A 26,178-nucleotide genomic window follows, 5' to 3' on the forward strand; every position below is an offset into this window, starting at 1 on the left:
AGCGCCCTGAAGGTGTCACAGACTGTCAGTTTCCCCATTGGTGGCATGACCTGCGCAGCCTGTGCGGCGCGGATTGAAAAAGTGCTGAACCGTCAGAAGGGCGTGCAGGCCACCGTCAATTTTGCGTCCGAACGCGCGCAGGTGCAGATGGACGGGCCGGAGGCCTCGCCAGAAACGGTGGTCGCCGCAGTCCGTAAAGCCGGTTTTACCGTGGAGGAGCGGAGTCTGGACCTGTCTCTCACGGGTATGAGCTGTGCGGCCTGTGCGGCGCGGATTGAAAAAATTCTCAATAAACTGCCCATGACGCAGGCCAGTGTGAATTTTGCGACGGAACGGGCACATGTGACCTACGTACCCGGCATTGTCGAACCGGAAATGGTGATCGCCCAGATTGAAAATGCCGGGTTTGGCGCAAAACGGCTGGATAACGGCGTGCTGGAAGACCCGGATGCCGGGCGTCAGGCGCTCTGGCGGACGGAACGGAATCGCTTTTTCCTGACGGCTGCTCTGTCTCTGCCGTTTTTTGTGCAGATGGCGAGCATGGTTCTGGGGCGCATGGCCATGATGCCCGGATGGGTGCAGCTCCTGCTGGCAACACCTGTGCAGTTTTTCTGTGCCCGGCATTTGTATCAGCGCGCATGGAACGCGGTGCGGGGCGGCTCTGCCAATATGGATGTGCTGGTGGTGCTGGGCACGAGCATTGCGTACGTCTTTAGTGCGGCTGTGGTGCTCTTCCATCTGCATCAGCCGGTTTATTTTGAGGCAAGCGTTTCCATCATCACGCTGGTGTCCCTCGGAAAGCTGATGGAAACCCGTGCAAAAAATCAGACCAGTGCCGGGATTGAAGGCCTGCTGCGCCTCCAGCCGCAGGTTGCCCATGTGGAAAGCGCAGGTGCTGTGGTGGACCGGCCCGTGGCAGAGGTGCGCGTGGGGGATCTGCTGGTTGTGCGCCCCGGTGAGAGTGTGCCGGTGGATGGTGTGGTGGTAGAGGGGTCTTCTGAGGTGAACGAGGCCATGTTGACGGGCGAGAGCATGCCTGTTTTCAAGCAGGTCGATGCCAGGCTTTTTGGCGGCACCCTGAACGCCAATGGTGTCCTGCGCATGAAAGCGACCGGGGTGGGGGCTGAAACAGCGCTGTCCCGCATTGTGACAATGGTTGAACAGGCACAGGGCTCCAAAGCCAGTGTGCAGCGTCTTGCGGATAAGGTGTCCAACATTTTTGTGCCTGTCGTGATCAGCCTTGCACTGGCGACGTTTCTGGTGAGCTGGCTGGTGACGGGGAGTGCCACATGGAGCCTTGTCTCTGCCGTATCCGTGCTGGTTATTGCCTGCCCCTGTTCTCTGGGGCTGGCGACGCCTACGGCCATTATGGTCGGCACGGGGCTTGGGGCGCGCTGCGGGATTTTGTTCCGCAATGCCGATGCGCTGGAACATGCGGAAAAGCTGACCACCATTATTGTCGATAAAACCGGCACGCTGACGCAAGGCAAGCCGACTGTTAGTGAAGTGTTGCCCGCTCCACAGATTGAGGCCGCGCAGCTTCTGGCGGTGGCCTATGCGCTGGAAAAGGATTCAGAGCACCCTCTGGCGCGTGCGGTTGCGGACTACGCTAAGGCGCACGCAGTCCAGCCCCTTGTTGCCAGCGGATTTCAGGCTGTTCCGGGGAAAGGGGTAACGGCGCAGATTGGAGAGACGCTGGCGCGTCTGGGCTCCCCCCGCTTTTTATCCGAGGCCGGGCTGACACTGGAGACTGTGTTGATTGCGCGCCTTGAGGGCGAGGGCAAAACCGTCATCGCGGTGGCTTCCGGGGCGCAGCTTCTGGGGTATCTCGCATTGTCTGATGCTCTGCGGCCGGATTCGGTGGCGACCGTAAAATCTCTGCAAAAATCCGGTATCAAAGTGATCATGCTGACGGGGGATAACCAGCGCACGGCCGCTGTTGTGGCCGCGCAGGTGGGGGTGGACGCCTATATGGCGGGTGTCCTGCCCGGTGATAAAGCCGAGGCCGTGCAAAAATACCGTGCCGAAGGCAGCATGGTGGGCATGGTAGGGGATGGCATTAATGATGCCCCGGCACTGGCGGCGGCGGATGTTGGTTTTGCCATCGGGGCGGGGGCCGCTATTGCGCTGGATACGGCGGATGTGGTGCTGATGAAAAGTGATCTGACCAGCGTTCTGGATGCCATTTCCCTCTCCCGCGCAACACTGGCCAAAATCCGTCAGAACCTGTTTTTTGCGTTTATCTACAATATTCTCGGCCTGCCGCTGGCCGCCTGCGGGCTGCTGAACCCGATTGTGGCCGGGGCGGCTATGGCAATGAGTTCCGTCTCGGTTGTCAGCAATTCCCTGCTGCTCAACCGCTGGCGGCCTCAGTCCCGCGCGTGAGCGTGGTGCCTTCCGGCGTGAGTGTCAGAACGGCCTGATGGAAGCGGCGCAGGGCCGCATGGTGCGCCACGCTGACCAGTGTTGCGTGCGGGAGGAGTGTGACCAGAAGGGTGTAAAGCAGCGTTTCCTGCGCCTCATCCAGCGCGGACGTTGCTTCATCCAGAAACACAATTTGCGGGCGGGCCAGCAGGACGCGGGCAATGGCCAGCCGCTGTTCTTCCCCCGGTGAGAAAATCTGGCTCCATTCAGCCTCATCCTCCAGCTTCGGGAGATAGGCAGCCAGCGCAACCTGTTTCAGAACAGCTTCGTAGGCCTCAGTGTCATACTGGTCTGGCGTGGCGGGGTAGCTCAGTACCTGCCGGAGGGACGTGCCATCTGGCACATAAGGCCGCTGCGGGACAAACATGGCGTGTTGCGTGTCAAACGTCACTGTGCCGCTGCCATAGCCCCATAAACCGGCCAGTGCGCGTAACAGTGTGCTTTTTCCTACGCCGGACGCACCGCAGATCATCCAGCGTTCTCCCGCGCGCAGGGTCAGGTCCGGCAGCGTTGTCAGAACAGAGCCATCGGGCCGCCGGAGAACAAGATTTTCAATCCGCACATCGGGTGAGGCTCTTGTCTGGCGGAGAATGGATTTTTCAAAAGGATGCGCCACAACCCGCTCAAACTCGCTGAGCCGTTGCAGGATGGAGCGGAGTGTCGCGAGGTCCGTATAGTTATCAATAAACCATTGCAGGCCGCTGCGGGCCTGCATGAAGGCGGCGTTGATGCGGGAATACAGGCCGATGGTCAGCGTGTGAGCTAGCACTTTGGGGATGAGCATAACCCAGAGCAGGCAGGACGCAGTTTGATGAAAAAAACTGGTAATGACGTTGGCGCGCCAAGTGTACGCCACAACGCTGCGCCAGTTGCTGGCAATCTGCGCCAGATAGCGTGAGAAACGCAGGTTTTCCGCATCTTCCCCGCCGTAGAATGCAATCTGTTCAGAATTGCGGCGCACATCCATCAGGCCCGCGCGCAGGTCCGCATCATAATGCTGCTGCCGGTAATTGGCGTTGACCAGCGGGCCGCCAAAGCGTTCCAGCACGAGGGATGTCAGCAGGGTGGCCAGCACCGTGCCGAGAAAAAGATAACCGGGGATATGAAGCGTGTGTCCATGCCACGTGAAGGTGAGCGTACCGCCCACATCCCACAGAACAATGGAGAAGGAGATCAGGGTGGTGATGGCCTGAATGGCGTCCAGCCCCAGCCGGAGCGTCCAGATTGTCATTTGCGAGAGATCATCCGCAATACGCTGGTCGGGGTTGTCGGCCTGTTCCAGACCACGTTCCAGCCGGTAATAAGTCTCGTGAGACAGATACTGGCGCAGATAGACGCGGGTGTTCCACAGCCGCCACCGCATGGACAAAACCTGTGTCAGATAAATCTGCACAACATAGATGGCGGTGGAAAGAGCGGACATCAGCAGATAGGGCGGCAGGAGAGCGAGGCAGTCCTGTGCCCGGAAGGCAAACATGGCGTCAAAAAAAGACTGGTTCCATTTACCAAACCAGACGGCAGCGCGGACGTAGAAAAAGGACAGCCCGATAATGCCGCCCAGCATGGCAAAGGCACGCCATTTTTCTTCAGAACGCCAGTACGGCAGAATGACTTTCCAGTCGGACAGTCTGTGAGGGGGCGGGGTCTTAGTAGTTTGCACGGAGGGTTGCCATAAAGCTGCGCGGGGCGGCGGGAAAATTAAACTGCCAGACGCCGCTTGCCCGTTCATAATAAAAACGGTTTGTCAGATTGGTGGCGTTCAGCTGGAGTTTTATGTGAGGCGTCATGCGGTAGCCAATCATGCCATCCAGCGTCATGTACCCGCCCTGTACCGTGGTGGGGTAGCTGCCGCGTAAAGTGCTGTTGGCATCCAGCCCGACACCAAGGCTGAGCATGCGCAACCTCCCGCGTGGGACGGTGTAATGGATCCATGATTTGAACATATGCCGGGGTGAGAACACCCCTCCGAAATCAGATGTTTTTGGGTTGGAGACTTTTGTATCCAGATAGGTGTAACCGATAGAAATATCGAGGTTGGGCAGAATTGTGCCGTCAATCTGTGCCTCCCAGCCCTGCCGGCGGATGGGGCCGGTTGTCATGTAAAACTGGGAATGTTCCGGATCCTGCACAGGCTGGTTTACATTTTCCATACGGAACAGCGCGCTGGAGATATTCAGGCGGCCATTAAAATATTCCGCCTTAAACCCCGTTTCCACCTGATTACCCCGCTGGGGCTTCAACCCTCCGCCGTGATAGGACAGAACACCCACAGACGGCGTAAAAATGCTGGAATAGCTGGCGTACCAGGAGATATTGGGCGTGATCTGATAAACCGTACCCAGATAGGGAGTGAGTTCCCCATGAATATAGGCTTCCGGTTTCCAGCTACTGGTGGGAGCAGGGGCAATAGAGCGCATACGCTCGGAAAAGCGCGAGACGCGGCCGCCAAGAATGAGGGAAAGATTTTTGATAATTTCAAACCGGAGCTGCCCGTAAAACCCCCACTGGGTTGCATTGTCCCGCGTGCCATAGCCATCCGGGCTTTCCTGATAGCTGATGCTGCCTGCCGGAGGGCGGGGCACGATGTTTGTGTTGTTCAGACTGACGGAATTATACACCGCATCGCTCAGTATATTTCCGTAGCATGAAACCTGATTGTAGGAATTATAATTGAATCCATACAGCGCGTAGTGTGTGCGGTTAAGAAAATGAAAGCTGCCATTGGCATAAATATCGGCTGAGCGCGCGCTGCTGGTGCCACGCATGGCAACAATACCGGCGTCCCGATACTGGAGCGTGCCTGTTTGCGCATCAATCTGTGTCCAGGGTTCATTATAGAGCGTGTTGTAGCTCTGGTCATAAAACGTGCCACGCGCCGTCAGCTTCCAGTCTCCCCGCAGTGTCTGCGTGAGGGACGCAATGGTCTGCTGGGTCATGTAATTGCTGTATCCCCATGTCTGGGACGGGTTGGCGTCCCGGCTCCCGTACCAGAGTGTGCGGGTGGTGGTGATGGGTAACCCGTAATACGGCGCAGTCACATCCTGCTGCTGTGCTGCGTGGGAGACAAGGACGGTGGTGGAGGGTGTAATATCCCACTCCAGCGCGCCATAGGCCTGCCATTTGCGGGAATGGGCGTATTGATAAAAGTAATGATTATCCTGAAACAGATCGGCAGTGCGGAAACGCAGGGTTCTGGAGGCGTTGAGCGGGGCCGTAAGATCAATATCCGCACGGTAATTCTGAAAACTGCCGAGTGTTGCTGCGCCGTTGACGGCAAAATCCTGCCCCGGCTTTTTCGTCACCTGATTGACCACGCCGCCCGGTGAGCCTCCGCCCTGTAGCAGACCGGAAGAGCCGCGCAGCACTTCAATCCGGTCATACATCGACAGATCAAAACTCGCTGTATTCAAGGTTCCGGCGGCACCGGGGGTGCTGTCCACGGAGGTCGTCATCTGATAGCCGCGGGAATAGAAATTGGAATTGGTGGTTGAACCGGGCAGGACGCGGATGCCGTTCATCTGACGCATGGCATCTGTCATGGTCAGCATATTGGAGTCCTGCATGCGCTGCTGTGTCAGGACAGAAATCGACTGTGGAATATCCTTGAGCGCTACAGGCATTTTTCCCCAGACATCTGCTGTGGGGGCCGTATAGGAATGGCTGCTGCCAAGGACTTCCGTTGTTTCCGGCGCTCCCGCCTCAGACGGTGCAGGCAGGGCCGTGTGCCCGGTGGCCGGTAATGGGTTTTTTCGTGAGGCAGAGAGCGTCTTTTTTTGCGCCGCCGCTCTGGATGGGCGCAGGGAGCACAGGGACCGCGTGCAGAGCAGGCGGCCCGACCGATGCGGGGCAACCTGAACACTGGAAGACTTTTGGGCCTGTGCGGATACAGGGCGCCAGACGCCAGCAGAAAGCACGCCTAAAACAACGGCATAGTGGCAAACGCTGGCAAGCTGACGTGCGCGGAAGCCGAACGGCGTCATGACGCCGTTCGGCAGGAAAGCAAAAGGCACAGGGGTGTCGGCTGACCTCAGGAGGCCAGATCAAACCCCAGATCTTCAACTGTTTCCGCAAATTTTTCAGGCGTGACCAGAGCTGGATCATACTGGATGGTGACTGTGCCACCGTCCAGCACAACATCGGCTTCGGAAACGCCATTCAGGGCTTCCAGAGCTTTTTTCAGCTTGCTGGAGCAGCCGGTGCAGGACATGCCTTCAACAACAAATGTTTCTGTTTTTACCATCGTCTTGGCTCCTTGGGTGGTGGGTCAGATCTGCTCAATCGTGGAGAAATCAAAGCTTTCTCCTTTAGGGTTTTCTCCAAGCCGCAGGGTGGTCGGCGTTGGCATGACATGCGGCGGGACGGGCAGATTATAAGGGGCCGGTGCGCCTTTAAATACCCGCCCGGCCAGATCAAACTGTGAGCCGTGGCAGGGGCAGGCGTAACGGCCCGTCTGGTCCGGTGCTGCGGCGGGGGCTGTGTAGGCCGGCACACAGCCCAGATGCGTGCAGATGCCAACATACACGCCATATTCCGGCACAAGGGAACGGTGCCAGTTGCGCGCATAGGTTGGTTGTTGCAGGGCGTCGGACCCGGCATCCCTGAGCTGGTCAACCAGTTGCGGGCTTTGCAGCTTTGCGAGGTCTTCCGGCGTGCGGCGCAGAATAAAAATCGGTTTGCCCTGCCAGACAGCGGTCATCTGCTGGCCGGGGGCGAGTTTGGAGAGGTCAATTTCTACCGGCAGGTGGGCGGCGGCGCTGTCCTGCGGTTTCAGGCTGGCAACAAACGGAATGGCGCAGGCGGCCAGACCGGTGACGGTCCCGGCTGTGGTGACCATGCCAAGAAAATCACGACGGCCAGCCGCGTTGTCCTGCTCCTGCCCGGTGGGTTGGGTGTCATCTGCTGGGTGTGTCATCAGTCGTGGGTATCCTGTGCGTTCCGTGTGGCGCCGCGTTTCCAGATTTTTCTCTTCCAGGCAATGGCCAGTAACAGCAGGCCACTCAGATAGGCAAAAACATACAGGCCAATCCGGTGCCTGTCATTCCGGTGCGGGTCAGACGCCCAGACCAGAAAGGTTGTCACGTCCCGCGCCTGCTGTGCGGCGGTGGCGGGGGTACCATCCGGGAATTCAACCGCATCATCAGAAAGCGGGGGCGGCATCCCGACCAGATGCCCGTCTGCCCAGTCATTATAGAACTTGCCCGGCACAACCGGCGCGCCGGGGGGCGGGGGCATGCGGTAGCCTGTCAGAAAAGCATAGAGCCAGTCTGCTCCATGCGGCTGGATGGCCGCCAGCCGGGACTGGTCTGGCGGGGCCACGCCGCCCATCATGGCTGCGGCAGCGGCTTCACTGGGGAAAGGGGATGTCAGATGGTCATCGGGCAGGCCGGGGCGTAGCGTCGGGTGGCCTGCGGCGTCCGGTGGTCCCGCAATCTGTCTGGTGTGGGCAAGGTCCGTCACGGCCTTTGGGGAAAGGCCGATCCCCAGCAGGTCATGATAGGTTACGCTGCGCATCCCGTGGCAGGATGAACAGATTTCATGAAAGACCACAAAGCCGCGTTGCAGGCTTTTCTGGTCAAACTGCCCTACCGGCCCTTCAAAGCTCCATTTCTGGTGTGGTGGCACGGGCGGCGTGGCCGGGGCGGCCTGCGCCAGAAGCGGCAGGCTGGCCAGCAGAGCCGCACTCAGGGCCGTGGCGCGTGATGCAGGGAATTTGGCCATCAGGCGTCTCCCCCCGCAGCAGTAATGGAGGCTGGCAGAGGGCGTGGTTTTTCAAATCGTGAGGCCAGTGGCAGGATCACCAGAAAATATCCAAAATAATACAGGGCGGACAGACGCCCGACCAGCATCCATGCCCCTGTGGCGTGATGTTTCCCTACGAGGGCCAGCAGCACAAAGGAGAGCACCAGTCCCAGCAGCGCCGGGCGGCAGATGGGGCGGAACCGGGCTGAGCGCACGGGGGAGCGGTCCAGCCAGGGCAGGGCAAACAGCACAAGGAGTGACCCTGCCGCGGCCAGCAGGCCGCCGAACTTGGATGGCACGGACTGAAGCAGGCCGTAAAACGGCAGGAAATACCATTCTGGTTCAATATTGGCGGGGGTGTGCAGCGGGTCAGCCGGAGCGTAGTTGTCCGGCTCCGTCAGCAGGCCGGGCCAGAAGAACAGCAGGGCGCAGAAGACCATCGCAAAAACAACCAGCCCGATAAGATCCTTGCTGGTGTAGTAAGGGTGGAAGGGGAGAGTCTCCTTTGGGGTTCTCGGTTCAACCCCTGTCGGGTTGTTGGGTTTTGTCACATGCACGCAGGCCACGTGCAGCCCCACAACAGCCACCACCAGAAACGCCATCAGGAAGTGCAGCACAAAAAAGCGGTGCAGGAAGATATCGCCCAGATGGTCACTGCCGGTCAGCACATGCTCCAGCGTTCCGCCAAGAACCGGCACGGCCCCGACGGCTTTGGTCACAACGTCCGCCCCCCAGTAGGACATCTGGCCCCACGGCAGGATGTAACCTGCAAAGGCCGTCACCATGACCATAACCAGCAGCACAAGGCCGCTTAGCCACAAAAGCTCACGCGGGGCTTTGTAGGACCCGTAATAAAGCCCGCGAAACAGATGGATATACAGGGCCGCCAGAAACAGGTTGGCCCCCGTCATATGCATGCCGCGCAGCAGCCAGCCCCCGGAAAGCTGGCGGTCTATGGCTTCAACAGAAAAAAAGGCGCCTGCACTGGTGGGAGTGTAGTTCATGGCCAGAAAAATGCCGGTTGCCAGCATTAGCAGCAGCACAACCACCAGAATAGCGCCAAAATTCCACAGCCAGTTCAGGTTGCGGGGCATGGGGAAGTCCACATATTCCTTACGGAATGCAGAGACAACCGGCAGCCGCTGCTCTACCCAGCCTGCGGGGGGCTCCGCAGAGGCAGCGCCTGTGGCGGCTTTATCCCGTAACTCAGGCTGTTTCATGCACACCATCCACCTTACTACAGTCCTTTCATCGTCCGGTTTCGCCAGAGCGTGGGAAGCCGGTTTGCCTGTGATGCAGACCCTATTGTGGCACGAATGGTGCGGTGCTCAAAGATTTCCCGTTTCGTAAATGAATCGTTTTTGTAGAGGCAGGCCGATAAGCCTTATCTGCTGGCGGCGGGATCTGTTTCCATTGGCAGTGTTTGCCGGATTTCTGAGGAATAGTCCGGGCCGGGCGTGGCACCGTCTGGTCTGTGGATGCGGCTGTGCTCATGCAGGGTGCGGAAGTCCAGATGGGTATCCAGCAGGCCAAGCCTGTAGGCGAGGGAGGCGGTATAGCCGCTGAGCAGAACCCGCCAGTCCAGCCGGTAGCGGAAACTGGCCTGCGCGCGGGTAAGGATGCCCGTCGTGCAGTTGGAGGTGAGCGTATTATACCATTCCGGTGTGTGGGAGAGGTGATCGACTTCTTCCAGATAACTGCGGAACAGCCGCTCTCTGGCCTGAGCGGAGAGAAGCACACTGTAGAGATAAACACGCTCCTTGCGGATATCTGTCCGCACACCAATCAGATCCCGCTCATCCGCTACCACGTAAAACAGTTCATAATGGTGGAAGAACCCGGCAAGGGCGGAATAGGGAAATTTCTTCTGGCGGCGCGTTTCAATGGACATGGCCACATGCCGCCCGTCCCGGAAGCCAAAGCTGAGGAACACATGCGCAATGCTTTCCCCCGCCCAGTAGGATGTCACCAGATCAAGGGAGGAGAGATCATCCAGTGCGTAATCCGCGTCATAATAGCGCGGCGTGTAGTCGGACGGGGTTTTATAGAGGAAATTCCGGATATGGTGCAGATGCACCATCCGCCCGTCTATCGAGACTGTCGCCGGGAGGGCGTATTCACCGGCCCAGTCCCGGTTGTTTCGCGGTGGGTCGGTGACGTACCAGACGGCAAATGCCGCGCTGACACCCGCAAGGGCCAGCCGAGCGCTCTGGCGCGCGCGCAGGATGAATGCAGTGCCCAGAAGAACAGGAAACAGGCCCGTCAGCCCCAGCCGCACGGCGTCCGGCTCCAGCGTGGAATAATAGAGTGCTGGCGTGCCAAACGCGCCCAGCAGGAACGTGGCGCTGCCCGCAAATATGGAGGCCCAGCGTCTGCGCGGAGTCTTGCGAGTGGAGCGGGAGGATCGCGGAGCCTGCGTCATCAGCGGGCCGTCCTGACGGGTAAGGCGGGGCTTGCAGACAGAAGGGGCTGAGGCGTTTCCGCCGTGCCGGGGCCGTTGCCGCGTGTCGGGATAAACAGCCCGCCAATGGCTGTGATATCGCTCTGGCTGATCACCCCGCCGTCCAGCGGTTCGTTTTGTGTGCGGAGCAGATGGTTGCGCAGGATACGCCGGATTTCTGCAATGGTGATGGGGTTGGACTGTGTGGAATGGCCGGAATGGCGGACCACCAGTTCAGAATCAACATCCGGCACATGCGCGCTGGCATATTTCACAACGCCATCATCAGCGTCCTGCAAAGGTCCATTGCCCAGAACGGGAATAATGGAGTGGGTGCGGACGTCCGGCACCACGGGGAGTGCCGCAAGGGACTGGATGAAGAGACTATGCGGAGACATGCCGTACACACTGCCCACCCGCCAGGGGTTCATGTTCAGGCGGGCGACATTCGGGTCACTGGCCAGCACCTGTTTGGTGACTTCTCTGACCGTCAGCGGAAATGTCACCATCCGGCCGACAAGGCGGGCCAGAGAGAAATTGGCCATGTAACTGCCATGCTGCGGGGTGGAGATAAACACCACCTCCCGCACGTCCGGCATGGGGGAGGGGAACAGCGCCTCCTGCAAGAGTGTGCGGGCGTCCGCAGTCAGCCGCAGGTCTGACAGCGGGCGGGAGGCCATGCCCTTCCAGAGCTTATCCCCGCTCTCCACCACCAGCATCTTGGCCAGCAGGCCGCCCTGACTGTGGCCAATCAGCGTGATGTTCCTCAGAGCCGGGTCTGCTTTTACGCCCCCAAGGTCCGCCACGGCCTGCTGAATGGCATGGCGGAGTTGCAGGGCGGAATACGGAATGGGGTTTCCGGTTGCGTAGGAGAAAAACCAGAATTCGTAATGTTTACGAATCTCCGGGTCTTCCAGCAGATCATTCACCATATTGGCCCAGCGGGCCGGGCTGGAGGCTGTGCCGTGGATCAGCACGACCGGCATCCGCCCGACCTGATGCGGTTCTATTGTGGCGAGCTGCGGCCCGCGGCCATTGTCAAAAAAACGGCCGTCCAGAAAGCCTTTATATTCCGCGGACCAGTCCATCGTATCGCTCAGGCTGAGCGCGCGGGCCGCTGTCTGGTCATATTGCAGAGGGATAGGGCGCGGGGCGGCGGGCGCGGAGGCTGCTGTGGGGAGCGCAGGCCCGTTATCAGGGCGTTCTTCATCAATCGGTGTCAGGTCCAGCCGCCCGTGGAGGCTGCTGGTCAGCACCTGCTGGCGCGGGGTGTCTAGAGACAGAAGCAGATTAAGCGGAACCCGCAGTTTTTCCGTGACCTGGAAAGAGCGGCTTTCCGGGTGGTCCACATGAGGAAGCGCGCCGACGGGCTCACCCAGTCCGGTATGGCTGTACACGTTTTCCAGCCCGTGGACGGAGAGCCGCGCCATGGGGCGGATATCCTGCAAAATATGGTCATGCCACACTAACTGGCTGGAGGTGGTAGTCAGATCCAGCGTGCCGAACGGCAGCGTCCAGCGTTGTGGCGTCAGGCTGACAGGGCTGCCAAAAGCCTCTGTCAAAGCCAGCATATACAGGTCACACGCCTGCCGGACATGCAGATCATACGCGTCTGGCCGCTCAGACGCCGGACCATTGGGGTTGAGGTAGGCATATGCATACAGGGCGGCAGCCATAAATCCGGCCCGGTCCGACTGCCGGTGAGCCTGCATGTAACTCAGTTCCGCCAGAGCAAAAAGCTGGTCCGCCAGACCCTGCGCGTAAAAATGCGCCTGCGTCAGGCTGCGCAGGGTGGCAATGGCTTCGGCCGGGTGGTTTCTCCATGTGCGCAGCAGGTTCTGGCGTTGCAGGACGGTATGGGTGGTGTTGCTGAGTGTGCCACCACTCAGCGCGCTGCGACTATGGTGCTGATAGGCCTGCCGGAGGGAAAGCGGCGTGACGGAAACCGGAGCCGCACACCCGGATAAAAGCAGAAAGGCTGCACTGAACAGGACGGGGGCTGCGCGTGATCTGCTGTGCTGCGCGTGCCGTTTTCTGGAAAAAACTTTGTGCATACCCTGTCGCAAACTGCTTCCCGTCGTTCTGTGCGCAGACCTTACAAGGTTTTCCCGGATGCTGAAACGCCTGTGCGGGCCTCCTGCTCTGGCTCCTGGTGTTATGGGGTCTCCCGGTGAGCGAATTCCGTCTGTTCATCCCCCCATTTTTTGAGCGCCATGATAACGGGCTCAAGCGTCCGCCCACGGGCGGTCAGGCTGTATTCCACCTTTGGTGGCACCTCCGGATACACCGTCCGCAGAACAAATCCGTCATGCTCCAGCTCCCGTAACTGCGCCGTAAGCATGCGCTGGGTAATATTGGGCAGACGTTTGCGGATGGCGTTGAAGCGGAGCGTGCCTTCAAACAGATGATACAGGATCACGCCTTTCCATTTTCCATCGATAAGTTGAAGCGTTGCTTCAACCGCGCAGCCGGGGCTGCAATCCAGAGATTTATGACGAATACGGGGCATGGACGGTATCATTTCCGATACTAGGGGCGTTAAAAGTGCGTTCTTGTGAGGACGGATCATACCGCCCACTCTCCTGAAGGTTCAACATCAGGAGCAGACATCATGCGTGCCATCGGGTATCAGACACCGCTTCCCATAGAAAATCCGGCGTCCCTTCAGGATATTGATCTGCCTGAACCCGTTGCCACCGGGCGGGATCTGCTGGTGGCCGTTAAGGCGATCTCCGTTAATCCGGTGGATACAAAAGTGCGGCGCACGGCAACAGCGGAGCTGGGGGGCTGGAAGGTTCTGGGCTGGGATGCCGCCGGAACGGTTGTCGGGACCGGCCCGGAGGTTACGGATTTTGCTGTTGGGGATGAAGTTTTTTATGCAGGAGCGTTAAACCGTTCCGGCACCAATGCCGAACGGCATCTGGTTGATGAACGGATTGTGGGCCGTAAACCGCGTTCCCTGAACTGGGCGGAAGCCGCCGCCCTGCCACTGACGGCCCTGACAGCGTGGGAAATGCTGTTTGATCGTCTGACGGTCCATCAGCCGGTGCCCGGTGCGGCACCGGCCATTCTGATTATTGGGGGTGCAGGGGGCGTCAGCTCCATGGCCATTCAGCTTGCCAGAGCGCTGACGGATCTGACCGTCATCGCCACAGCCTCCCGCCCGGAAACGCGAGACTGGGTGACGGATCTTGGCGCACAGCTGGTTATTGACCACAGCAGGCCACTGGCCCCGCAGGTTGCGGCCCTGTCTGCCGGGAGCCCTGCCTTTGTGTTTTCTACCACGCAGACAGAGCAGCATCTGGCAGACAGTATTGCGCTGCTGGCCCCACAAGGGCGCTTTGGTCTGATTGATGACCCCGCAACACTGGATGCCTTGCCGTTTAAGAAAAAAAGCCTCTCCCTGCACTGGGAACTGATGTTCACGCGGTCCCTGTTTGGCACAGAGGATATGGGCCAGCAGGGCGTAATCCTGAATGAGGTCTCACGCCTTGTGGATGAAGGGCGTCTTCGCACCACGCTGGGGGAAAATCTCGGCCCGATTACCGCGGGCACGCTGCGCAAGGCCCATGCGCTGATTGAACGGGGTCAGGCAAAAGGCAAAATTGTGCTTGAGGGTTTTCCAGACTGATCCCGGTAGTCACCCAGAAAAACAACAGCGCAAAAGGCTTTCTTTCAAAACAGGCCTGATAGCAGGAGATGCATTTTTATGAGCGTAGAAGAGCATGTCATGACTCTAAACCGCACCGGCGGCCGGTTTGATCTCACCAGACTTGCCGCGGCCTTTCCGGAGCAGGCTGACACCATGCTTCTGGATACGTACCTGACTGACAAACCCGAAGCCAGTATCAGAGTCTTTCGGATTTATCGGAATGTGCCGCCTCATTATCATACACAGTGTGATGAAGTGCTGCATGTTCTGTCCGGAGAAGGCACATTCTGGATTGATGATCCGGCGGAGGAAGCCCCGTTTGCACCGGGGCACCTGCTGGTCTTTCCGCGCCGGGCTGTGCATGCGGTGCCGCGGCTTGTGAAAGGGCCGGTTGTTTTTCTGGCAATCGACACGCCCCGCCGTGCACCGGAGGACGTGGTGTTTCTGAACCCCGCCGAGGGCACACCCGCGGGCTTTATTGCGCAGGTGTGAGGCATGCCGGAGGGAAACCTACCCGACAGCTTTTCTGTGACGTACAGGTGAGGAGCGTATAGAAAAGAAAAATGACCCATCAGCCCTCTCCTGCCTCCGATGTTCCTGTTTCACGCTGCCGCTGGGCGGAGACCAGTCCGCTTTTGCGCGCGTATCATGATGAAGAATGGGGCGTGCCCGTGCATGAGAGCCGCATGCTGTGGGAAATGCTCATGCTGGAGGGGTTTCAGGCGGGCCTGTCCTGGCTGACTGTTTTGCGGCGGCGGGACGGATTTCGGAAAGCGTTTGCAGAGTTTGACCCTGTTCAGGTCGCGCGTTTTGGAGAGGCCGATGTTGAGCGTCTGATGCTTGACCCCGGTATTATCCGGGCACGCGCCAAAATTCAGGCGACCATTGGCAATGCGCGGGCCTATCTGGCGATGCAGGAGCAGGGGGAGGATTTTTCCACGTTCTGCTGGGGGATGGTGCCCGGTGCGCCGGTCTACAATACAACCGGGCAGGTGCTGGCTCAGTCGCCTGCATCACAGGCGCTTTCAAAAGCCCTCAAGGCGCGGGGGTTCAAGTTTGTCGGTCCCGTGATTGTTTATGCATGGATGCAGGCTGTTGGCATGGTGGTGGATCATGACCCTGCCTGCTTCCGGTATGGCGTGACCGGTTAGCGCGCCTGCGCCCTGCATTAAGCACGATGGAAGAGTGTTGAATGGAGTCTCTCAGGAAAGTGAAATGTTTTTCGCATTAAAAAATCTTTCAGATACAGGAGAGGGACCGCTTCATTTCCGGATAAAAATAACGATAAACCATTAAAAAATAAGAAAATAATTTACACTATTTTTAAATGTTAAACTTTTGAGGTTTGGTGCGTAAAGCAACAATATGAGTCGTGCTTTATTGACGGGCCCTTTTTTTGCTCATAAGGTCTGCCTCACCCCACCAGTCGGCGGGGATGGAATGAATGCAGGGAGCAGGCTGATGACGCTGCGAATGTGCAGGGACCGGCGATGTTGCATCTCAATGCAACAGGTCAAAGGTCAGGATGTGCAGAACAGACACATCTTCTAATCTGCCGGGAGTGAAACTGCCGGCGGAAACGCCCCTCAGAGGGTTTTGTTTTCGAGGTCAGTCATGATACGTACTTCAAAAATCATTGAAATAGACGGTGTTTTTCTGGGGACCGCAATCCAGATGAGCGGCGAGGCAGGGCAGCGTTTTTATGCAGCGCATGAGAGCGTCCGCGCGCTGCATAATGCCATTAAGCCGGATGTTGCGATGCTGGCGCGGCAGGTCGCGCAGACCTTCCGCCAGAACCGGGTTGCCTCTTACGCAGCGTAAGAGTGCCTCTCTCAAACGCCTAAGTCTCCATAACTCTCCATACTCTTATAAAAACTGTCGCTGTCAGTCACAGAGGATATCCGTGGCTGACAGCGACAATATGTTCATCTTCCAGATCCGCCAGATCCAGCTTTTCCAGCAGTGTTAGCAGATCCTCCAGCGGCAGCTCCTGCCGGTCTGTTGTGCTGGACAGGGAATGTTCCGCAGGGTCAAACCGTTCTGCAAGGCGGCTGTATAGCTCGGCACGCTGGCGGACTGCAGGTGTGAGGTCGGGTGTTTTTTCCATCCACCAGACGCTCGCGGCCCCGGCCAGTTTGCGTAACAGGAACAGAATATCCCGCGCTTTGGCAATCTGGTCCGAGCGCCGCAGCCCTTCCAGCCGTGCTGTCTGATACTGAATTTCCGCAAGCGTGCTGGTGGTGCCCGCCTTACGGCGTGCACTTTCAATCTGGGACCAGCTCAGGATTTCAGGTCCAGTCGCAAGAGCCGCGTAGCGGATATTGGCGCGGAACGCTTCGGCCACCTGCGTGGCCAGAGGGGCATCGCGCCGTTCCGGCCAGAGCAGCAGGCAGCCTGCCAGCCCTACCAGACTGCCAATAATGTTGTTAATGGCGCGCGCCAGCGCCACATCCCACCCCAGACCTGGGCTGACCAGATCAGTCACCAGCACAAACAACTGCGTCATGAACATCACGCAGAGTGCATAATTGACGCTCCGCAGGGCAATGGTCGCCGCCGCCAGCGGGAAGATAAGGAGCAGAATACTCCACACAGGCAGAAGTACGCCCATAACGGCCGCCAGAAGGCCGCCCGCAATGCTGCCAATAACCCGCTCAATGGTGCGGGGGAGCGTTGTGGTCACGCGCGGCTGCGTAACAACCACCACCGCCATCATAGCCCAGTAGGCGTAGGGCAGATTCAGCCTGAGAGAAATCGCATAGGCAATCAGCACACAAACGCAGAGCCGTGCGGCATGGCGCAGCCCCTGCGCGCGCGGGACGGCGGCAGGGCGAGCCGCGCCGGAGCGGGTCTGGCCGGTTGCGTGTGCCTGCGGGGTGGAGAGAGTCTGCCAGGCAGTAATCAGGTCCTGCACAGCCTGCGCACAGACATGGGCCCCTTTGCTGAACAGATCTGTCTCCTGTTCTGCAATGCGGGCCAGCAGGCGCTGCTGCCGGAGCAGGCGTTCCGGACGGGGTTCCGGGCGCTGGGTTTCCAGCGCCATGCGGTGCAGGGTGGTTGTCACCACCCGGACGGTGCGGCGGGCCGTGCGTGAGGTTTCACCCGACAAAACGGCATGCTCAAACGCAATCAGCGCGATAAAAATCCTGTCACACGCTTCAACAGCGGGCATCAGCGTGGCACGGGTGCGGCTGCCGATGGCATCAGCGGACAGAACTTCAATCCGCCCGCGTGTCCGTTCAATCCGGCTGCGGATTTCCCGCCGGAATGCCCCGGCGGAGGCGCGCTGCGGCTTTCTGCTCTGGCCGTCCGGCTTCATGAGGTCGAGCATACGGCGCGTCATGCGCTCTTCTTCCCGCAGGACTGCGGCGCAGGCCAGCCGCAGCGGAGTATAAGGGTCCACCGGCCAGGCCAGAACGCAGATCAGCGTGGCCCAGATGGCCCCAAGTGCAAACAGGCCGGAGAGCCGGAGTGCTACATCCGGCGGGAAGGGATAACAGACGGCCACCACCGCGACGATGGCGGCCAGAACGCCAATCTGTGTGGCAATCGCCCCGCGCAGGCGGCCCAGTGCGCAGCCAAAGACGCTCACGCCGAGGGCCAGAAAAGCAGGCACAAGCCCAAACCCCGCCGCCGCAGAAACGGACCCGCTGATAACCGTACCAAGGGCTGCAAATTTCAGCATGGTCGCCAGTCGTGGGCGCAACAGCCCACCGGGGTCTACAAGGCAGGTCCAGAACGCAGCAAAGGCGGACCACGCCATGAGCGGGATGTGCAGGTACAGCGCCAGCAGCATGACGGTCCCCACCGCGACCCCGGCACGCAGCCCTTCCCGCACGGCAACCTGTTCCGGCGCAATGGCAATGGCCCGCACACCCAGCCAGTGCGCGATGGCGGACGGGATCAGGCTGCGGGAGGCAGCCCGCAGGATTGTCGGTTTACGGGGGAAGGAAAGAGGCAGGTGTTTTTTCATGGACAGTCAGGCTGGAGAGGGAACAGGGCAGGAAAAAAGCAAGCGGACGCCTGCCATTATGCGGGATGGCAGGGCATGCTCTGCAAGCAAAAAACAAAGAAAACCGGGACGTGAAGACCCGGGGAGGAAGGATCGGTAAAAATGGCGGGACAGATCGCGCTGGGGGCTGGTGTGCTCAGTCCGGAGTGGCGTTATAACATCGCTATCTCACACTCTGGCCCGCACTTCAACCGGGCGGGAGGGATTCAGAACGTGACACTCGTATGCAGTCCGAAAATCGTCTCATTCCCGATACGGCGGGAAGAGGCCGGGTAACGCGGGTCGGCTTTCCCCCCCATCGGGTTCCATATCTCCTGAAAATCCGGCTGGACAACCAGCCATGGCCTGACCTCCGCCTGATAGGTAATTTCCAGATGGTTTTCATCACCGGGGACAAGCGTGTTTGCTGTGCGGTTATAGCGCCGCCAGCCAGAGCTGGAACGGCCAACGCCCCAGCCAATCCCTACCGTGTCATTCGGGCGGCCGGAAAAGGGGGCTTTCAGGTTCAGTCCGGCATCGGCGGCAAAACTGACCATATTGCGGTCTCCGCTATTGCCGGTGGCGCGCACAAATATCCCCAGAGAGCGGTCAGATTTGTAGGACGGTCGCCAGACCATCTGGTCAACCACGGCATAGACCATCCAGTTCCCACGGTCCCAGCGTGGAAAGCCGCCGTTTTTCCCCATAAGCTGATCACGGGTGTTGTAGCGATAGTCCGGGAATTTCCCCGTGTCATAAAACCCGCCAAGCTTGTAGATGCCGGGCAGGCCGGGATCTTTTGTGGCGTCTGAAAGGTCTTCAGGCTGGCGGTTGAGCGTGTAATGCAACTCCCCGATCAGCAACGCTCCGGAGCCTGTGTTAAAACGGGTTCCGCTGCCATCATGCGTGACCTGATTGGTCTGGTCCGCCGTGTTGCCGCCATTCTGGATCGTGAAGGCATTATAGCGGTTACCCGGCGGGTTATCATCCGCCACAGCCGCCAGAACGGTAAAGGCATGCGTCACATGATAGCGGACCCGCAACGCAGGAGAGGCTAACGGCCAGGAGGGGCCACCGCTGTACAGATTGACGGATGGCGCCATGGGCCAGCCAAAATTGGAATTGAGAAACAGGCCACCATAGTTTGTCAGCATGAATTCCGATTCCAGATTCTGCTGCCCGATTTTGATACCGAGTTTTCCGTCAAACAGCAGTTGCCGGTACCAGAGTTCAAACAGGCGGGTGGACCGGTCGGCTTCATAACTGCTGACAGGGTTGTAATTGGCCAGATGATCCTGCGTGATGGAACGGCCACGTGTTTGCAGCGCACTGATGTTAAAGATTCCGCCTTTCAGGCCAATCAGCTTTTCAAGATCAACCCGCAGGGTGGGTGCGGTAACGGCGTCATAGGCCGGACCGGTGCCGGACCCTGTGCGTACATCTGCACTGGTGGGCGCCCCGCCGGAAGTATTGCCCCACAGTTCTTCCACGTCCTCCATATCCAGCGTGATGCCATACTTGTACAGCCAGGTTCTCAGGCCGCCCATCGTGCCGAGGAGGTTATCGCTGGTGTCCAGATCATCATCTTTTTTCTGGCTGGCGCGCGGCAGATGCAGCCCTTTGACGGTAATCCCCATGCCAGCCTGATTCATGAACGGGGCGGAATTGCCCAGACTGTCCTGATTCTGCTCAACCTGATCTTCCGCCGGACTCTGCGCCAGCCCGCTTGCCGGGAGCAGACTGCTCAGGCAGGACAGAGCGGTGCCAAAAACCACAACAGACCGCCGCAAAGGCCGTGTAACAGGCATAACAAGGCTGGTGAGTAAGGCGGGCCGCATACTGCTTCTGTTTCCTGTGGGACGGATTCTGAACAACACTCCTGTGGTGGGATGTTTGTCCGCGCTATTTTAGCGGTCTGATCCCTGAGGTCAAAATTTGCCGAAACCCGGTTGGGCGACCTTTATGGACTGACGGGAGGAGGCTGGCGTCAGTTCTGCGGGGCGTCCCCCAGCGCGCCGGTGGCAAAGGCCAGACTGGCTGCGGCAATCAGGGCGGCATAATAGGTGTCTGAATGGCCAAGCTGCGCATCCAGCAGGCCCGTCTGCGCCAGTGTGGCCTGTGTTATGGACCCCACGCCGCTGCGATAAGCGGCAAAAGCGGCATCAAAGCTGGTCTGAGCCGCTGTTTGCAGGTGGCCTGCCGCCGTATACGCACTCAGGCTGCCATGCAGGCTGTTTTCCGCCACGACAATCTGTTTGACAGACTCATCCACCGTTTTGCGCAAAAGAGTCTGTGCGCTGTCAGCCTGATTTTTAGCCTGCCGCAGCATGGCGGCCCGCATCCCGCCATCAAAAACAGGTACGGTAATCCCCCCCAGAATCAGACTACTGAAGTTGTTGGTAGAGAGGTTCAGCGTCGGGCTGGAGTCAGACCCGACGCCCGGCACGGAAGACAGCGCCAGATGGCCGGTCGTATAGGCAACATTCCCAGAGAGAAAAACCTTTGGCAGAAACTCGGCTTTTGCTGCGGCAATATTGCTCTGTGAGGCCTTTGCCGCAGCATAAGCGGCCAGCACATCCGGGCGCTGCGCCACGGCCTGCCGGATCATATCATCTGTCAGGCGCATATCGGCCAGTGTCAGCGGGCGGTTTGCAATATCCTGCGTCTGCAGGCGGGTGCTGGGGGAAATTCCCATCGCGGTCATCAGGTCAAGATAGCTGTTCTCTGCAGTGTTCTGCGCCTGCACCAGCCGGAGTTCCGCCTGTGCGGTCATCTGCCGGGCCTGTGTGGCATCCACAATGGTGCCCTGACCTTGCCTGAGGCGCATGTCTGCCGCCGCCTGCACCTTTCTGGCGTTTTCCAGCGCCTGCGCCACCAGCGCAACGCGGGCGGCCGCTGCGGCATGTGTGTAAAAAGCCAGCGTTACCCCGTAGATGACTTTCTGATGGGCTGCCGTAAACAGGATATTGGTTGCCAGTTGCGCCTGTCTTGCGGCGTTGATCACGGCTTCCCGCTTGCCAAAGTCAAACAGCAACCACTGCATGCTGAGCGTCTGCACTTCACCATGGCCGGAATTACGGTTTCTGACCCCATCCCCAAGGGAGTCCGCCTGATTGATCCCGTTATTGATCAGGCTGCCAATCTCCCCGGCATTGCTCACGCTGGGGTTGGCGCCGTTATTGCGCTGGTGCGTATATCCCCCCACGACTGTGGCGCTCAGATGCGGCAGATAGGCGGTGCGGGTAATGCCAACAGCCAGAGCGGCATCCCGCGCCGTGTTCCATGCCTGCCGCGTTGTCGGGTTGGCGGACTGTGCGAGGTCAATCAGTTCCGGCAGGGAGTAGGTGTGCGTGGTGCTGACCTCCGCCTCAGGCGGGCGCGGCAGAATGGTCTGGTTGGCAGGCAGCGTATAGCCCGCAGGCAGGGTCAGACCGTGTTTTGGTTTGCCGGGGCGCAGTTCCCTTGTGGGGGAGATATCCGGCTGCCATGGTGCATCCGGTCGGTCCGGCGCGCTGTTCAGGGCCTCGGTTGCGCAGCCTCCCAGCAGAAAAATCAGGCTTGTGGTCAGGCAGGCTGCGCGGCGGGAAAGGCGGGTCATGACAGCATTTTATCCAGAGAGGCGAGTTGGGCGGACGCGGCAGCGCGCCGTGCGGGGATCAGCGCCTCTTCCGTCAGGGAGGCGATCTGGTTTGTTATCGTCTGGCAGGTGGCAAGCCCCTCCATGCGGGCCCGCAGATGAACAGGCTCGACACTTGCAAACTCAATCATGCGCTCCGTCTGGGCCAGAGCGGTTTGCACACTGGCGGCGCGTTGCAGGCGCTCCTGCTCCGTCGGGGCGGCAAGCTGGGCGTGCAGGGCTTTGAGCGTTGCGGAGAGCTTGTCCCGGATTTTGTCATACGCGCTGGACGGCCAGAAGCTGGTAAAAACCGCATAGGTGATGAAATTGCCAAGAAGAATACCGATAATGCGGTCCCGCGCCGTCGTCATGTCCGATGTCGGGCCATAGCCCTTCAGGTCGGAAAGGAAGAAGGCCAGACCAATCTGGAAGCCTGCATACGCAATCCGTTCATCACCAGATTTGACCCATGCCGCCACAAGGGAGCCTGCAAAAATCAGCACCAGAAATGCTGTAATGTTGGTGAGATGCGGCATGACGAAAATGATGGAGAGAATTGCCAGAGCGCCGCCGGTCAGCGCCCCGGTAATGCGCAGGGTCAGCTTGGAAACCATTTCTCCCATGGTCGGGAGAGCGACAATAAAGCAGGTGATGATGCAGGTATGAATACCGTCCCAGTTCAGAATCTTGAAAATAAAATAACTCAGCATGACGGAGGCTGTGCCTTTGACGGCAAAACGCACATGGTCCGGATTGGTCCAGACATCCGGGGCGAAAAAACCGGAGGGAGAAGATGCCTCCTCTGGTTTTTCAGAGACTTTTTCACTATCCCGGTCCAGATTTCTGGCAGGCTGCGTGAAGTCAGGCAGAAGAGATGCAATCTGGATCAGGGCCGGGTCAGCGGACGGGACGGCAGGGTGGGGGATCTCTGTCGGGTAATCCCCTTTCTGGAAAATATCTGCCATTCCAAGCAGGGTTGCAATCAGCTCTTCCGGCGGGGCATCGTGCCTGTCCGGTGCCTCCGCTGTGTTGCAGGCGGCTGCATGCGCAAGGGCAAGAACCCCTGCGCTGCGCGGAATAGCCTGTTGCAGACAGGCAAGATCCTGCTTGCGCCACAGTTTTTCCAGCCCTGCCATTTTCAGGGAGAGCATCATGCCTTTTGTCCCTTCCCGCAGAAGGGTCTCGGCCTGATCGTGTTGTTCCTTGTTTTCCGGAGTGCGGAGAAGGGCTGCGCTCAGACGTAAATGGTTTGCAACGGCGCGGGTCAGCAGGGTTTTGGGGGAAGGGCAGATAAAGGGGGCCAGACAGACCATGACCGCACCGGGGACCAGAATAAACAGATCCGCGTAGAGCAGGGCGCGTGTGGCAAGTTCCCCGACAGGCACATTCCCGATTGCGATCATGGCGTACACCACCACCAGCCCCAGCATGTATGCCACAGGCTTCAGCTTGCTGGCGGAGCCGAGGAAGAAGAACCCGAAAGAGAGAAGAGCCGTGGCAATGGCAAGGCCCATCGGGTGGTCCAGCGTCAGGCGCACCAGCCCGAACATCAGGAGGATAATAAGGCCAAACAGCAGATTGACCGCCAGCCCCGCCAGAACATTGGTCACGCGGTCCTTCTGCCACAGGGCCATGGTGACAAGGGCCGGTACGGCAAGGTCCGGCACCTGCCAGATTTCCCCCACCAGCACGGTGACTGTGCAGGCCGCCGCCATGCGCAGGGCCGCGGTGCCACGGCCGGGGGAGCGTTCCGTAATCAGCCGCCAGATCCGGCTGGCGGTCAGAGGGCGGACGTTAGTGGCAGGCTTCGCCATGCCGGATCTCGACTGTGGCTGTCGCACCCAGCCGCAACAGGCGCGGGTCTGCCGGGTCCAGCCGGATACGCACCGGGAAGCGCTGCGCCACGTGCACCCAGTCCATCTCCCGTGGCACCAGTGGCAGCCCACGGGCCAGCCCCGCAGAATCGAGGGAGGCCACGCCCCAGCCAATGCTTTCCACATGGCCACGGATCGGGGTGTGCCGGTCGATCATGGAATAGACGGTTGCGCAGTCTCCCGGTGTTATCGCGCCGAGTGTTATTTCCCGGATGTTGGCGCTGGCGTACCAGGCATCATTGGCAATTAGGGTAAAAAGCACCTGAGAGGGTGCGAGAATCTCCCCTTCCTTGACGCGCAGGCTTGTGACGTACCCGTCCGTCGGGGCAAGGACGGTCGTCTGGCGCAGGGCGTAGCGGGCCTGATCCAGCATGGCCTGAGCAGCCTGCTGCGCCGCCAGAGAGCTTTTTAAATCCCCGATTGCCGTCTGGGCAGCGCTTGCCTGCTGGTGGCTCTGCGCGAGGGACACAGCAGCATCATTCAACGCCACGCGGGCCTGATCATATTGCTGCCAGGGGATATAGGCATGCCCGGCCAGAGGCCTGAGGCGTTCCACGGTGCGGGCTGCCAGATCATGGTTGGTCTGCGCACGGGTTGTCTGGTCCTGCGCAACGGCGGCGTTAGCGGTTTTTACAGCCAGAAGGCGCTTCTGGTTCTCCACTTCCGCTGCGGCAAGCGCCAGATTGGCTTCTGCCTGCCGCACGGCCAGCGCGTAAGGTTCCGGGGCCAGCCGGTAGAGGACATCCCCTTTTTTAACCGCCTGATTGACATGGACAGGCAGGGCAATCAGCCGCCCCCCTACCGTGGAGGCCATATGCACCACCTCGGCATCAATGGAGCCGCTATCGGATGAGGGATAGGCGCTGTCTTGCCGGGAGACATAGACCCCCAGACCAATGGCCCCCAGAATACAGACGGCTGCCACAGCAAGCCCGACAGGGCTGGTGGTGGAGAGAGAGACTTTTTTCATACGCTACGGTCCGAACCAGATAAGCCACGCCAGCAGCGCGGTGATCACCCCGAGTGACAGGTAGGTAAACAGGCGCAGGCTCAGGATGGCATCAAGGCCCGTCAGCACAAACACCACGCGCAACGTAACGGCGACGGCAATGCCGATCATGCCGCACAGCATCCAGTCCGGAAAATACGCGCCGACCAGTGAAAAAGAGGGTGCGCCCTGCACTGCGCATCCGCCAAGCAAAAGAGCAGAACTGATGCCAAACGGGCGGATGAGGGAACGAAGCATGGCTGCAAAGTGGTCTGATTTCTGCAAACCTGTCAATCAATTCAGCCAGAGGGTCCTGGCTGATAAAAGCCAGAGCGGCAAAAGGATGAAAGGACGGCAGATGACAGCACCGGTCGTGATGTATGGACTCAAGAATTGTGACACCATCCGCAAGGCCCGAAGCTGGCTTGAGGCGCACGGGGTAGACTACCAGTTCCATGACTACAAAAGTCAGGGCATTGATGCCGCGCACCTTGAAAAATGGATGGAGGTGGTCGGGTGGGAAACGCTGCTCAACCGGGCGGGAACAACATTTCGTAAATTACCGGAAGACCAGAAAACCGGTCTGGATGCCACAAAAGCTCTGGCGCTGATGCTGGCTCAGCCTTCCATGATCAAACGGCCTGTTCTGGAGGCAGGGTCGGTGATCGTGGGGTTTAAGCCCGAGCTGTATGCAAAGGCCTTTGCGGCCCGCTAGAGCGGGCCAGCTCCCCCGGCCGGGAGGGCCGGAGGGAGCGAAACACTGTGTGCTTATTCCTGATCAGGAGCAGCAGCAGAGTTCAGGTGGATGTAGCGTTCAATGCCAACCTGCTTGATCAGGTCGAACTGGCGATCGAGGAAGTCTTCATGTTCTTCTTCGTTCGTCAGGATTTTCAGCAGCAGGTCACGGGAGACATAGTCCCGCACGCTTTCGCAATAGGCGATGCCTTCACGCAGGTCGCCAATGGCTTTTTCTTCCAGCTTCAGGTCGCATTCCAGAATTTCCTTCACGTCCTGACCAATCAGGATTGTGTTCAGGCGCTGGACGTTCGGCAGGCCACCCAGGAACAGGATGCGTTCAATCAGCCAGTCGGCATGACGCATTTCTTCGATGGATTCTTCATATTCCTTCTTGCCCAGCAGGGTCACGCCCCAGTGGCGCAGGGTGCGGGCATGCAGGAAATACTGGTTGATTGCCGTCAGCTCGTTCGTGAGCTGCGTGTTCAGATGCTCAATAACTTTTGCGTCTTTAACCATGATGCGGACTCTTTGCTCTTGTTGAGAAATACCGGCCCGCATGTAACGCAACCTTTTGAGGGATGCAAATAAAAAACGCTTCTATATCAATAGAATATGGGAATTAAGTCTCACTATCAACTAGAGACATTTCTTATCAGGCACTTCTGCAAGCATAGAGATTTTGCGTAACGGAGATGTGAGGCCTCTGTTGAGGTCTT

Annotated in this window: 22 protein-coding genes; 6 read left to right on the forward strand and 16 right to left on the reverse strand. The window is 59.1% G+C overall.

Annotated elements, in window-relative coordinates; genetic code table 11:
* Positions 1-12: 12 nt before the first annotated feature.
* The gene (locus KP699_RS01565; RefSeq protein WP_215761405.1) at positions 13-2,385 is read left to right on the forward strand and encodes a heavy metal translocating P-type ATPase; all 2,373 of its coding nucleotides are present in this window, start codon (positions 13-15) and stop codon (positions 2,383-2,385) included.
* Here the strand turns inward: KP699_RS01565 and KP699_RS01570 are convergent.
* From KP699_RS01570 to KP699_RS01610, 9 genes are all read right to left on the reverse strand, one after another.
* Entirely contained in the window at positions 2,354-4,153 is a 1,800-nt protein-coding gene (locus KP699_RS01570; RefSeq protein ID WP_215761406.1) for an ABC transporter ATP-binding protein/permease, read from the reverse strand. The genes KP699_RS01565 and KP699_RS01570 overlap by 32 nt on opposite strands.
* Positions 4,071-6,044, reverse strand: a complete 1,974-nt coding sequence (locus KP699_RS01575) for a TonB-dependent siderophore receptor (protein ID WP_374196864.1) — start codon at positions 6,042-6,044, stop codon at positions 4,071-4,073. The genes KP699_RS01570 and KP699_RS01575 overlap by 83 nt, the downstream gene beginning before the upstream one ends.
* A 407-nt stretch (positions 6,045-6,451) precedes the next feature.
* Positions 6,452-6,664, reverse strand: a complete 213-nt coding sequence (locus tag KP699_RS01580; protein WP_077930597.1) for a heavy-metal-associated domain-containing protein — start codon at positions 6,662-6,664, stop codon at positions 6,452-6,454.
* Positions 6,665-6,688: 24 nt separating this feature from the next.
* A complete protein-coding gene (petA, locus tag KP699_RS01585; RefSeq protein WP_077930596.1) occupies positions 6,689-7,336 on the reverse strand; it encodes a ubiquinol-cytochrome c reductase iron-sulfur subunit in 648 nt (215 codons plus the stop codon).
* Entirely contained in the window at positions 7,336-8,142 is an 807-nt protein-coding gene (locus KP699_RS01590; protein WP_215761407.1) for a cytochrome c1, read from the reverse strand. The genes petA and KP699_RS01590 overlap by 1 nt, the downstream gene beginning before the upstream one ends.
* Positions 8,142-9,383: a cytochrome b N-terminal domain-containing protein gene (locus KP699_RS01595; protein ID WP_215761408.1), complete on the reverse strand. Its 1,242-nt coding sequence runs from the start codon at positions 9,381-9,383 to the stop codon at positions 8,142-8,144. The genes KP699_RS01590 and KP699_RS01595 overlap by 1 nt, the downstream gene beginning before the upstream one ends.
* Positions 9,384-9,547: 164 nt before the next feature.
* A complete protein-coding gene (locus KP699_RS01600; RefSeq protein WP_215761409.1) occupies positions 9,548-10,585 on the reverse strand; it encodes a DUF4105 domain-containing protein in 1,038 nt (345 codons plus the stop codon).
* Positions 10,585-12,657 carry a triacylglycerol lipase gene (locus KP699_RS01605; protein WP_215761410.1) on the reverse strand — a complete coding sequence of 691 codons (2,073 nt, stop codon included), beginning with the start codon at positions 12,655-12,657 and terminating at the stop codon, positions 10,585-10,587. Before KP699_RS01605 ends, KP699_RS01600 begins: the two co-directional genes overlap by 1 nt.
* Before the next feature lie 101 nt (positions 12,658-12,758).
* Complete coding sequence (locus KP699_RS01610; RefSeq protein WP_212354043.1) at positions 12,759-13,112, reverse strand: helix-turn-helix domain-containing protein; 354 nt, start codon at positions 13,110-13,112, stop codon at positions 12,759-12,761.
* Between the two features lie 102 nt (positions 13,113-13,214).
* Here KP699_RS01610 and KP699_RS01615 point away from each other — a divergent pair, with 102 nt between their 5' ends.
* From KP699_RS01615 to KP699_RS01630, 4 genes are all read left to right on the forward strand, one after another.
* Entirely contained in the window at positions 13,215-14,234 is a 1,020-nt protein-coding gene (locus KP699_RS01615; protein WP_215761411.1) for a zinc-binding alcohol dehydrogenase family protein, read from the forward strand.
* Between the two features lie 78 nt (positions 14,235-14,312).
* The gene (locus KP699_RS01620; RefSeq protein ID WP_215761412.1) at positions 14,313-14,747 is read left to right on the forward strand and encodes a cupin domain-containing protein; all 435 of its coding nucleotides are present in this window, start codon (positions 14,313-14,315) and stop codon (positions 14,745-14,747) included.
* 71 nt (positions 14,748-14,818) lie between these two features.
* Positions 14,819-15,406: a DNA-3-methyladenine glycosylase I gene (locus KP699_RS01625; RefSeq protein ID WP_215761413.1), complete on the forward strand. Its 588-nt coding sequence runs from the start codon at positions 14,819-14,821 to the stop codon at positions 15,404-15,406.
* Between the two features lie 523 nt (positions 15,407-15,929).
* Positions 15,930-16,076: a hypothetical protein gene (locus tag KP699_RS01630; protein ID WP_308164757.1), complete on the forward strand. Its 147-nt coding sequence runs from the start codon at positions 15,930-15,932 to the stop codon at positions 16,074-16,076.
* A gap of 67 nt (positions 16,077-16,143) precedes the next feature.
* Here the strand turns inward: KP699_RS01630 and KP699_RS01635 are convergent, their stop codons facing one another.
* The 6 genes from KP699_RS01635 to KP699_RS01660 all read right to left on the reverse strand — a co-directional run bounded on the left by KP699_RS01635 (position 16,144) and on the right by KP699_RS01660 (position 24,982).
* Positions 16,144-18,228, reverse strand: coding sequence for an FUSC family protein (locus KP699_RS01635; RefSeq protein ID WP_215761414.1), 2,085 nt, complete (start codon positions 18,226-18,228; stop codon positions 16,144-16,146).
* Between the two features lie 245 nt (positions 18,229-18,473).
* Positions 18,474-20,054 (reverse strand): carbohydrate porin, encoded by a 1,581-nt coding sequence (locus KP699_RS01640; protein ID WP_374196866.1) that lies wholly within the window; start codon positions 20,052-20,054, stop codon positions 18,474-18,476.
* Between the two features lie 179 nt (positions 20,055-20,233).
* A complete protein-coding gene (locus KP699_RS01645) occupies positions 20,234-21,844 on the reverse strand; it encodes a TolC family protein (protein WP_215761416.1) in 1,611 nt (536 codons plus the stop codon).
* Complete coding sequence (locus KP699_RS01650; protein ID WP_215761417.1) at positions 21,841-23,676, reverse strand: FUSC family protein; 1,836 nt, start codon at positions 23,674-23,676, stop codon at positions 21,841-21,843. The genes KP699_RS01645 and KP699_RS01650 overlap by 4 nt, the downstream gene beginning before the upstream one ends.
* Positions 23,657-24,706, reverse strand: a complete 1,050-nt coding sequence (gene mdtN / locus KP699_RS01655; RefSeq protein WP_215761418.1) for a multidrug transporter subunit MdtN — start codon at positions 24,704-24,706, stop codon at positions 23,657-23,659. The genes KP699_RS01650 and mdtN overlap by 20 nt, the downstream gene beginning before the upstream one ends.
* A 3-nt stretch (positions 24,707-24,709) precedes the next feature.
* Positions 24,710-24,982, reverse strand: a complete 273-nt coding sequence (locus KP699_RS01660; protein WP_086656178.1) for a YtcA family lipoprotein — start codon at positions 24,980-24,982, stop codon at positions 24,710-24,712.
* A 100-nt stretch (positions 24,983-25,082) separates the two neighbouring features.
* On the opposite strand from KP699_RS01660, the gene KP699_RS01665 reads away from it, so the two are divergent.
* Positions 25,083-25,439, forward strand: coding sequence for an ArsC family reductase (locus KP699_RS01665; protein WP_202205743.1), 357 nt, complete (start codon positions 25,083-25,085; stop codon positions 25,437-25,439).
* Between the two features lie 53 nt (positions 25,440-25,492).
* Here KP699_RS01665 and bfr read toward each other — a convergent pair whose 3' ends face one another.
* Positions 25,493-25,978 carry a bacterioferritin gene (bfr, locus tag KP699_RS01670; RefSeq protein WP_025828695.1) on the reverse strand — a complete coding sequence of 162 codons (486 nt, stop codon included), beginning with the start codon at positions 25,976-25,978 and terminating at the stop codon, positions 25,493-25,495.
* Between the last annotated feature and the right edge of the window lie 200 nt (positions 25,979-26,178).

The sequence above is a fragment of the Acetobacter sp. P1H12_c genome, from assembly GCF_018811975.1.
Lineage (GTDB): Bacteria > Pseudomonadota > Alphaproteobacteria > Acetobacterales > Acetobacteraceae > Acetobacter > Acetobacter persici.

Bases quoted from the DNA above. Each gene is read 5' to 3' on its own strand.
- KP699_RS01570 (WP_215761406.1), bottom strand. From the start codon at position 4,153: ATGAACGGGCAAGCGGCGTCTGGCAGTTTAATTTTCCCGCCGCCCCGC.
- KP699_RS01575 (WP_374196864.1), bottom strand. From the start codon at position 6,044: ATGCCTGTAGCGCTCAAGGATATTCCACAGTCGATTTCTGTCCTGACA.
- KP699_RS01580 (WP_077930597.1), bottom strand. From the start codon at position 6,664: ATGGTAAAAACAGAAACATTTGTTGTTGAAGGCATGTCCTGCACCGGC.
- petA (WP_077930596.1), bottom strand. From the start codon at position 7,336: ATGACACACCCAGCAGATGACACCCAACCCACCGGGCAGGAGCAGGAC.
- KP699_RS01590 (WP_215761407.1), bottom strand. From the start codon at position 8,142: ATGGCCAAATTCCCTGCATCACGCGCCACGGCCCTGAGTGCGGCTCTG.
- KP699_RS01595 (WP_215761408.1), bottom strand. From the start codon at position 9,383: ATGAAACAGCCTGAGTTACGGGATAAAGCCGCCACAGGCGCTGCCTCT.
- KP699_RS01600 (WP_215761409.1), bottom strand. From the start codon at position 10,585: ATGACGCAGGCTCCGCGATCCTCCCGCTCCACTCGCAAGACTCCGCGC.
- KP699_RS01605 (WP_215761410.1), bottom strand. From the start codon at position 12,657: ATGCACAAAGTTTTTTCCAGAAAACGGCACGCGCAGCACAGCAGATCA.
- KP699_RS01610 (WP_212354043.1), bottom strand. From the start codon at position 13,112: ATGCCCCGTATTCGTCATAAATCTCTGGATTGCAGCCCCGGCTGCGCG.
- KP699_RS01615 (WP_215761411.1), top strand. From the start codon at position 13,215: ATGCGTGCCATCGGGTATCAGACACCGCTTCCCATAGAAAATCCGGCG.
- KP699_RS01620 (WP_215761412.1), top strand. From the start codon at position 14,313: ATGAGCGTAGAAGAGCATGTCATGACTCTAAACCGCACCGGCGGCCGG.
- KP699_RS01625 (WP_215761413.1), top strand. From the start codon at position 14,819: ATGACCCATCAGCCCTCTCCTGCCTCCGATGTTCCTGTTTCACGCTGC.
- KP699_RS01630 (WP_308164757.1), top strand. From the start codon at position 15,930: ATGAGCGGCGAGGCAGGGCAGCGTTTTTATGCAGCGCATGAGAGCGTC.
- KP699_RS01635 (WP_215761414.1), bottom strand. From the start codon at position 18,228: ATGAAAAAACACCTGCCTCTTTCCTTCCCCCGTAAACCGACAATCCTG.
- KP699_RS01640 (WP_374196866.1), bottom strand. From the start codon at position 20,054: ATGCCTGTTACACGGCCTTTGCGGCGGTCTGTTGTGGTTTTTGGCACC.
- KP699_RS01645 (WP_215761416.1), bottom strand. From the start codon at position 21,844: ATGACCCGCCTTTCCCGCCGCGCAGCCTGCCTGACCACAAGCCTGATT.
- KP699_RS01650 (WP_215761417.1), bottom strand. From the start codon at position 23,676: ATGGCGAAGCCTGCCACTAACGTCCGCCCTCTGACCGCCAGCCGGATC.
- mdtN (WP_215761418.1), bottom strand. From the start codon at position 24,706: ATGAAAAAAGTCTCTCTCTCCACCACCAGCCCTGTCGGGCTTGCTGTG.
- KP699_RS01660 (WP_086656178.1), bottom strand. From the start codon at position 24,982: ATGCTTCGTTCCCTCATCCGCCCGTTTGGCATCAGTTCTGCTCTTTTG.
- KP699_RS01665 (WP_202205743.1), top strand. From the start codon at position 25,083: ATGACAGCACCGGTCGTGATGTATGGACTCAAGAATTGTGACACCATC.
- bfr (WP_025828695.1), bottom strand. From the start codon at position 25,978: ATGGTTAAAGACGCAAAAGTTATTGAGCATCTGAACACGCAGCTCACG.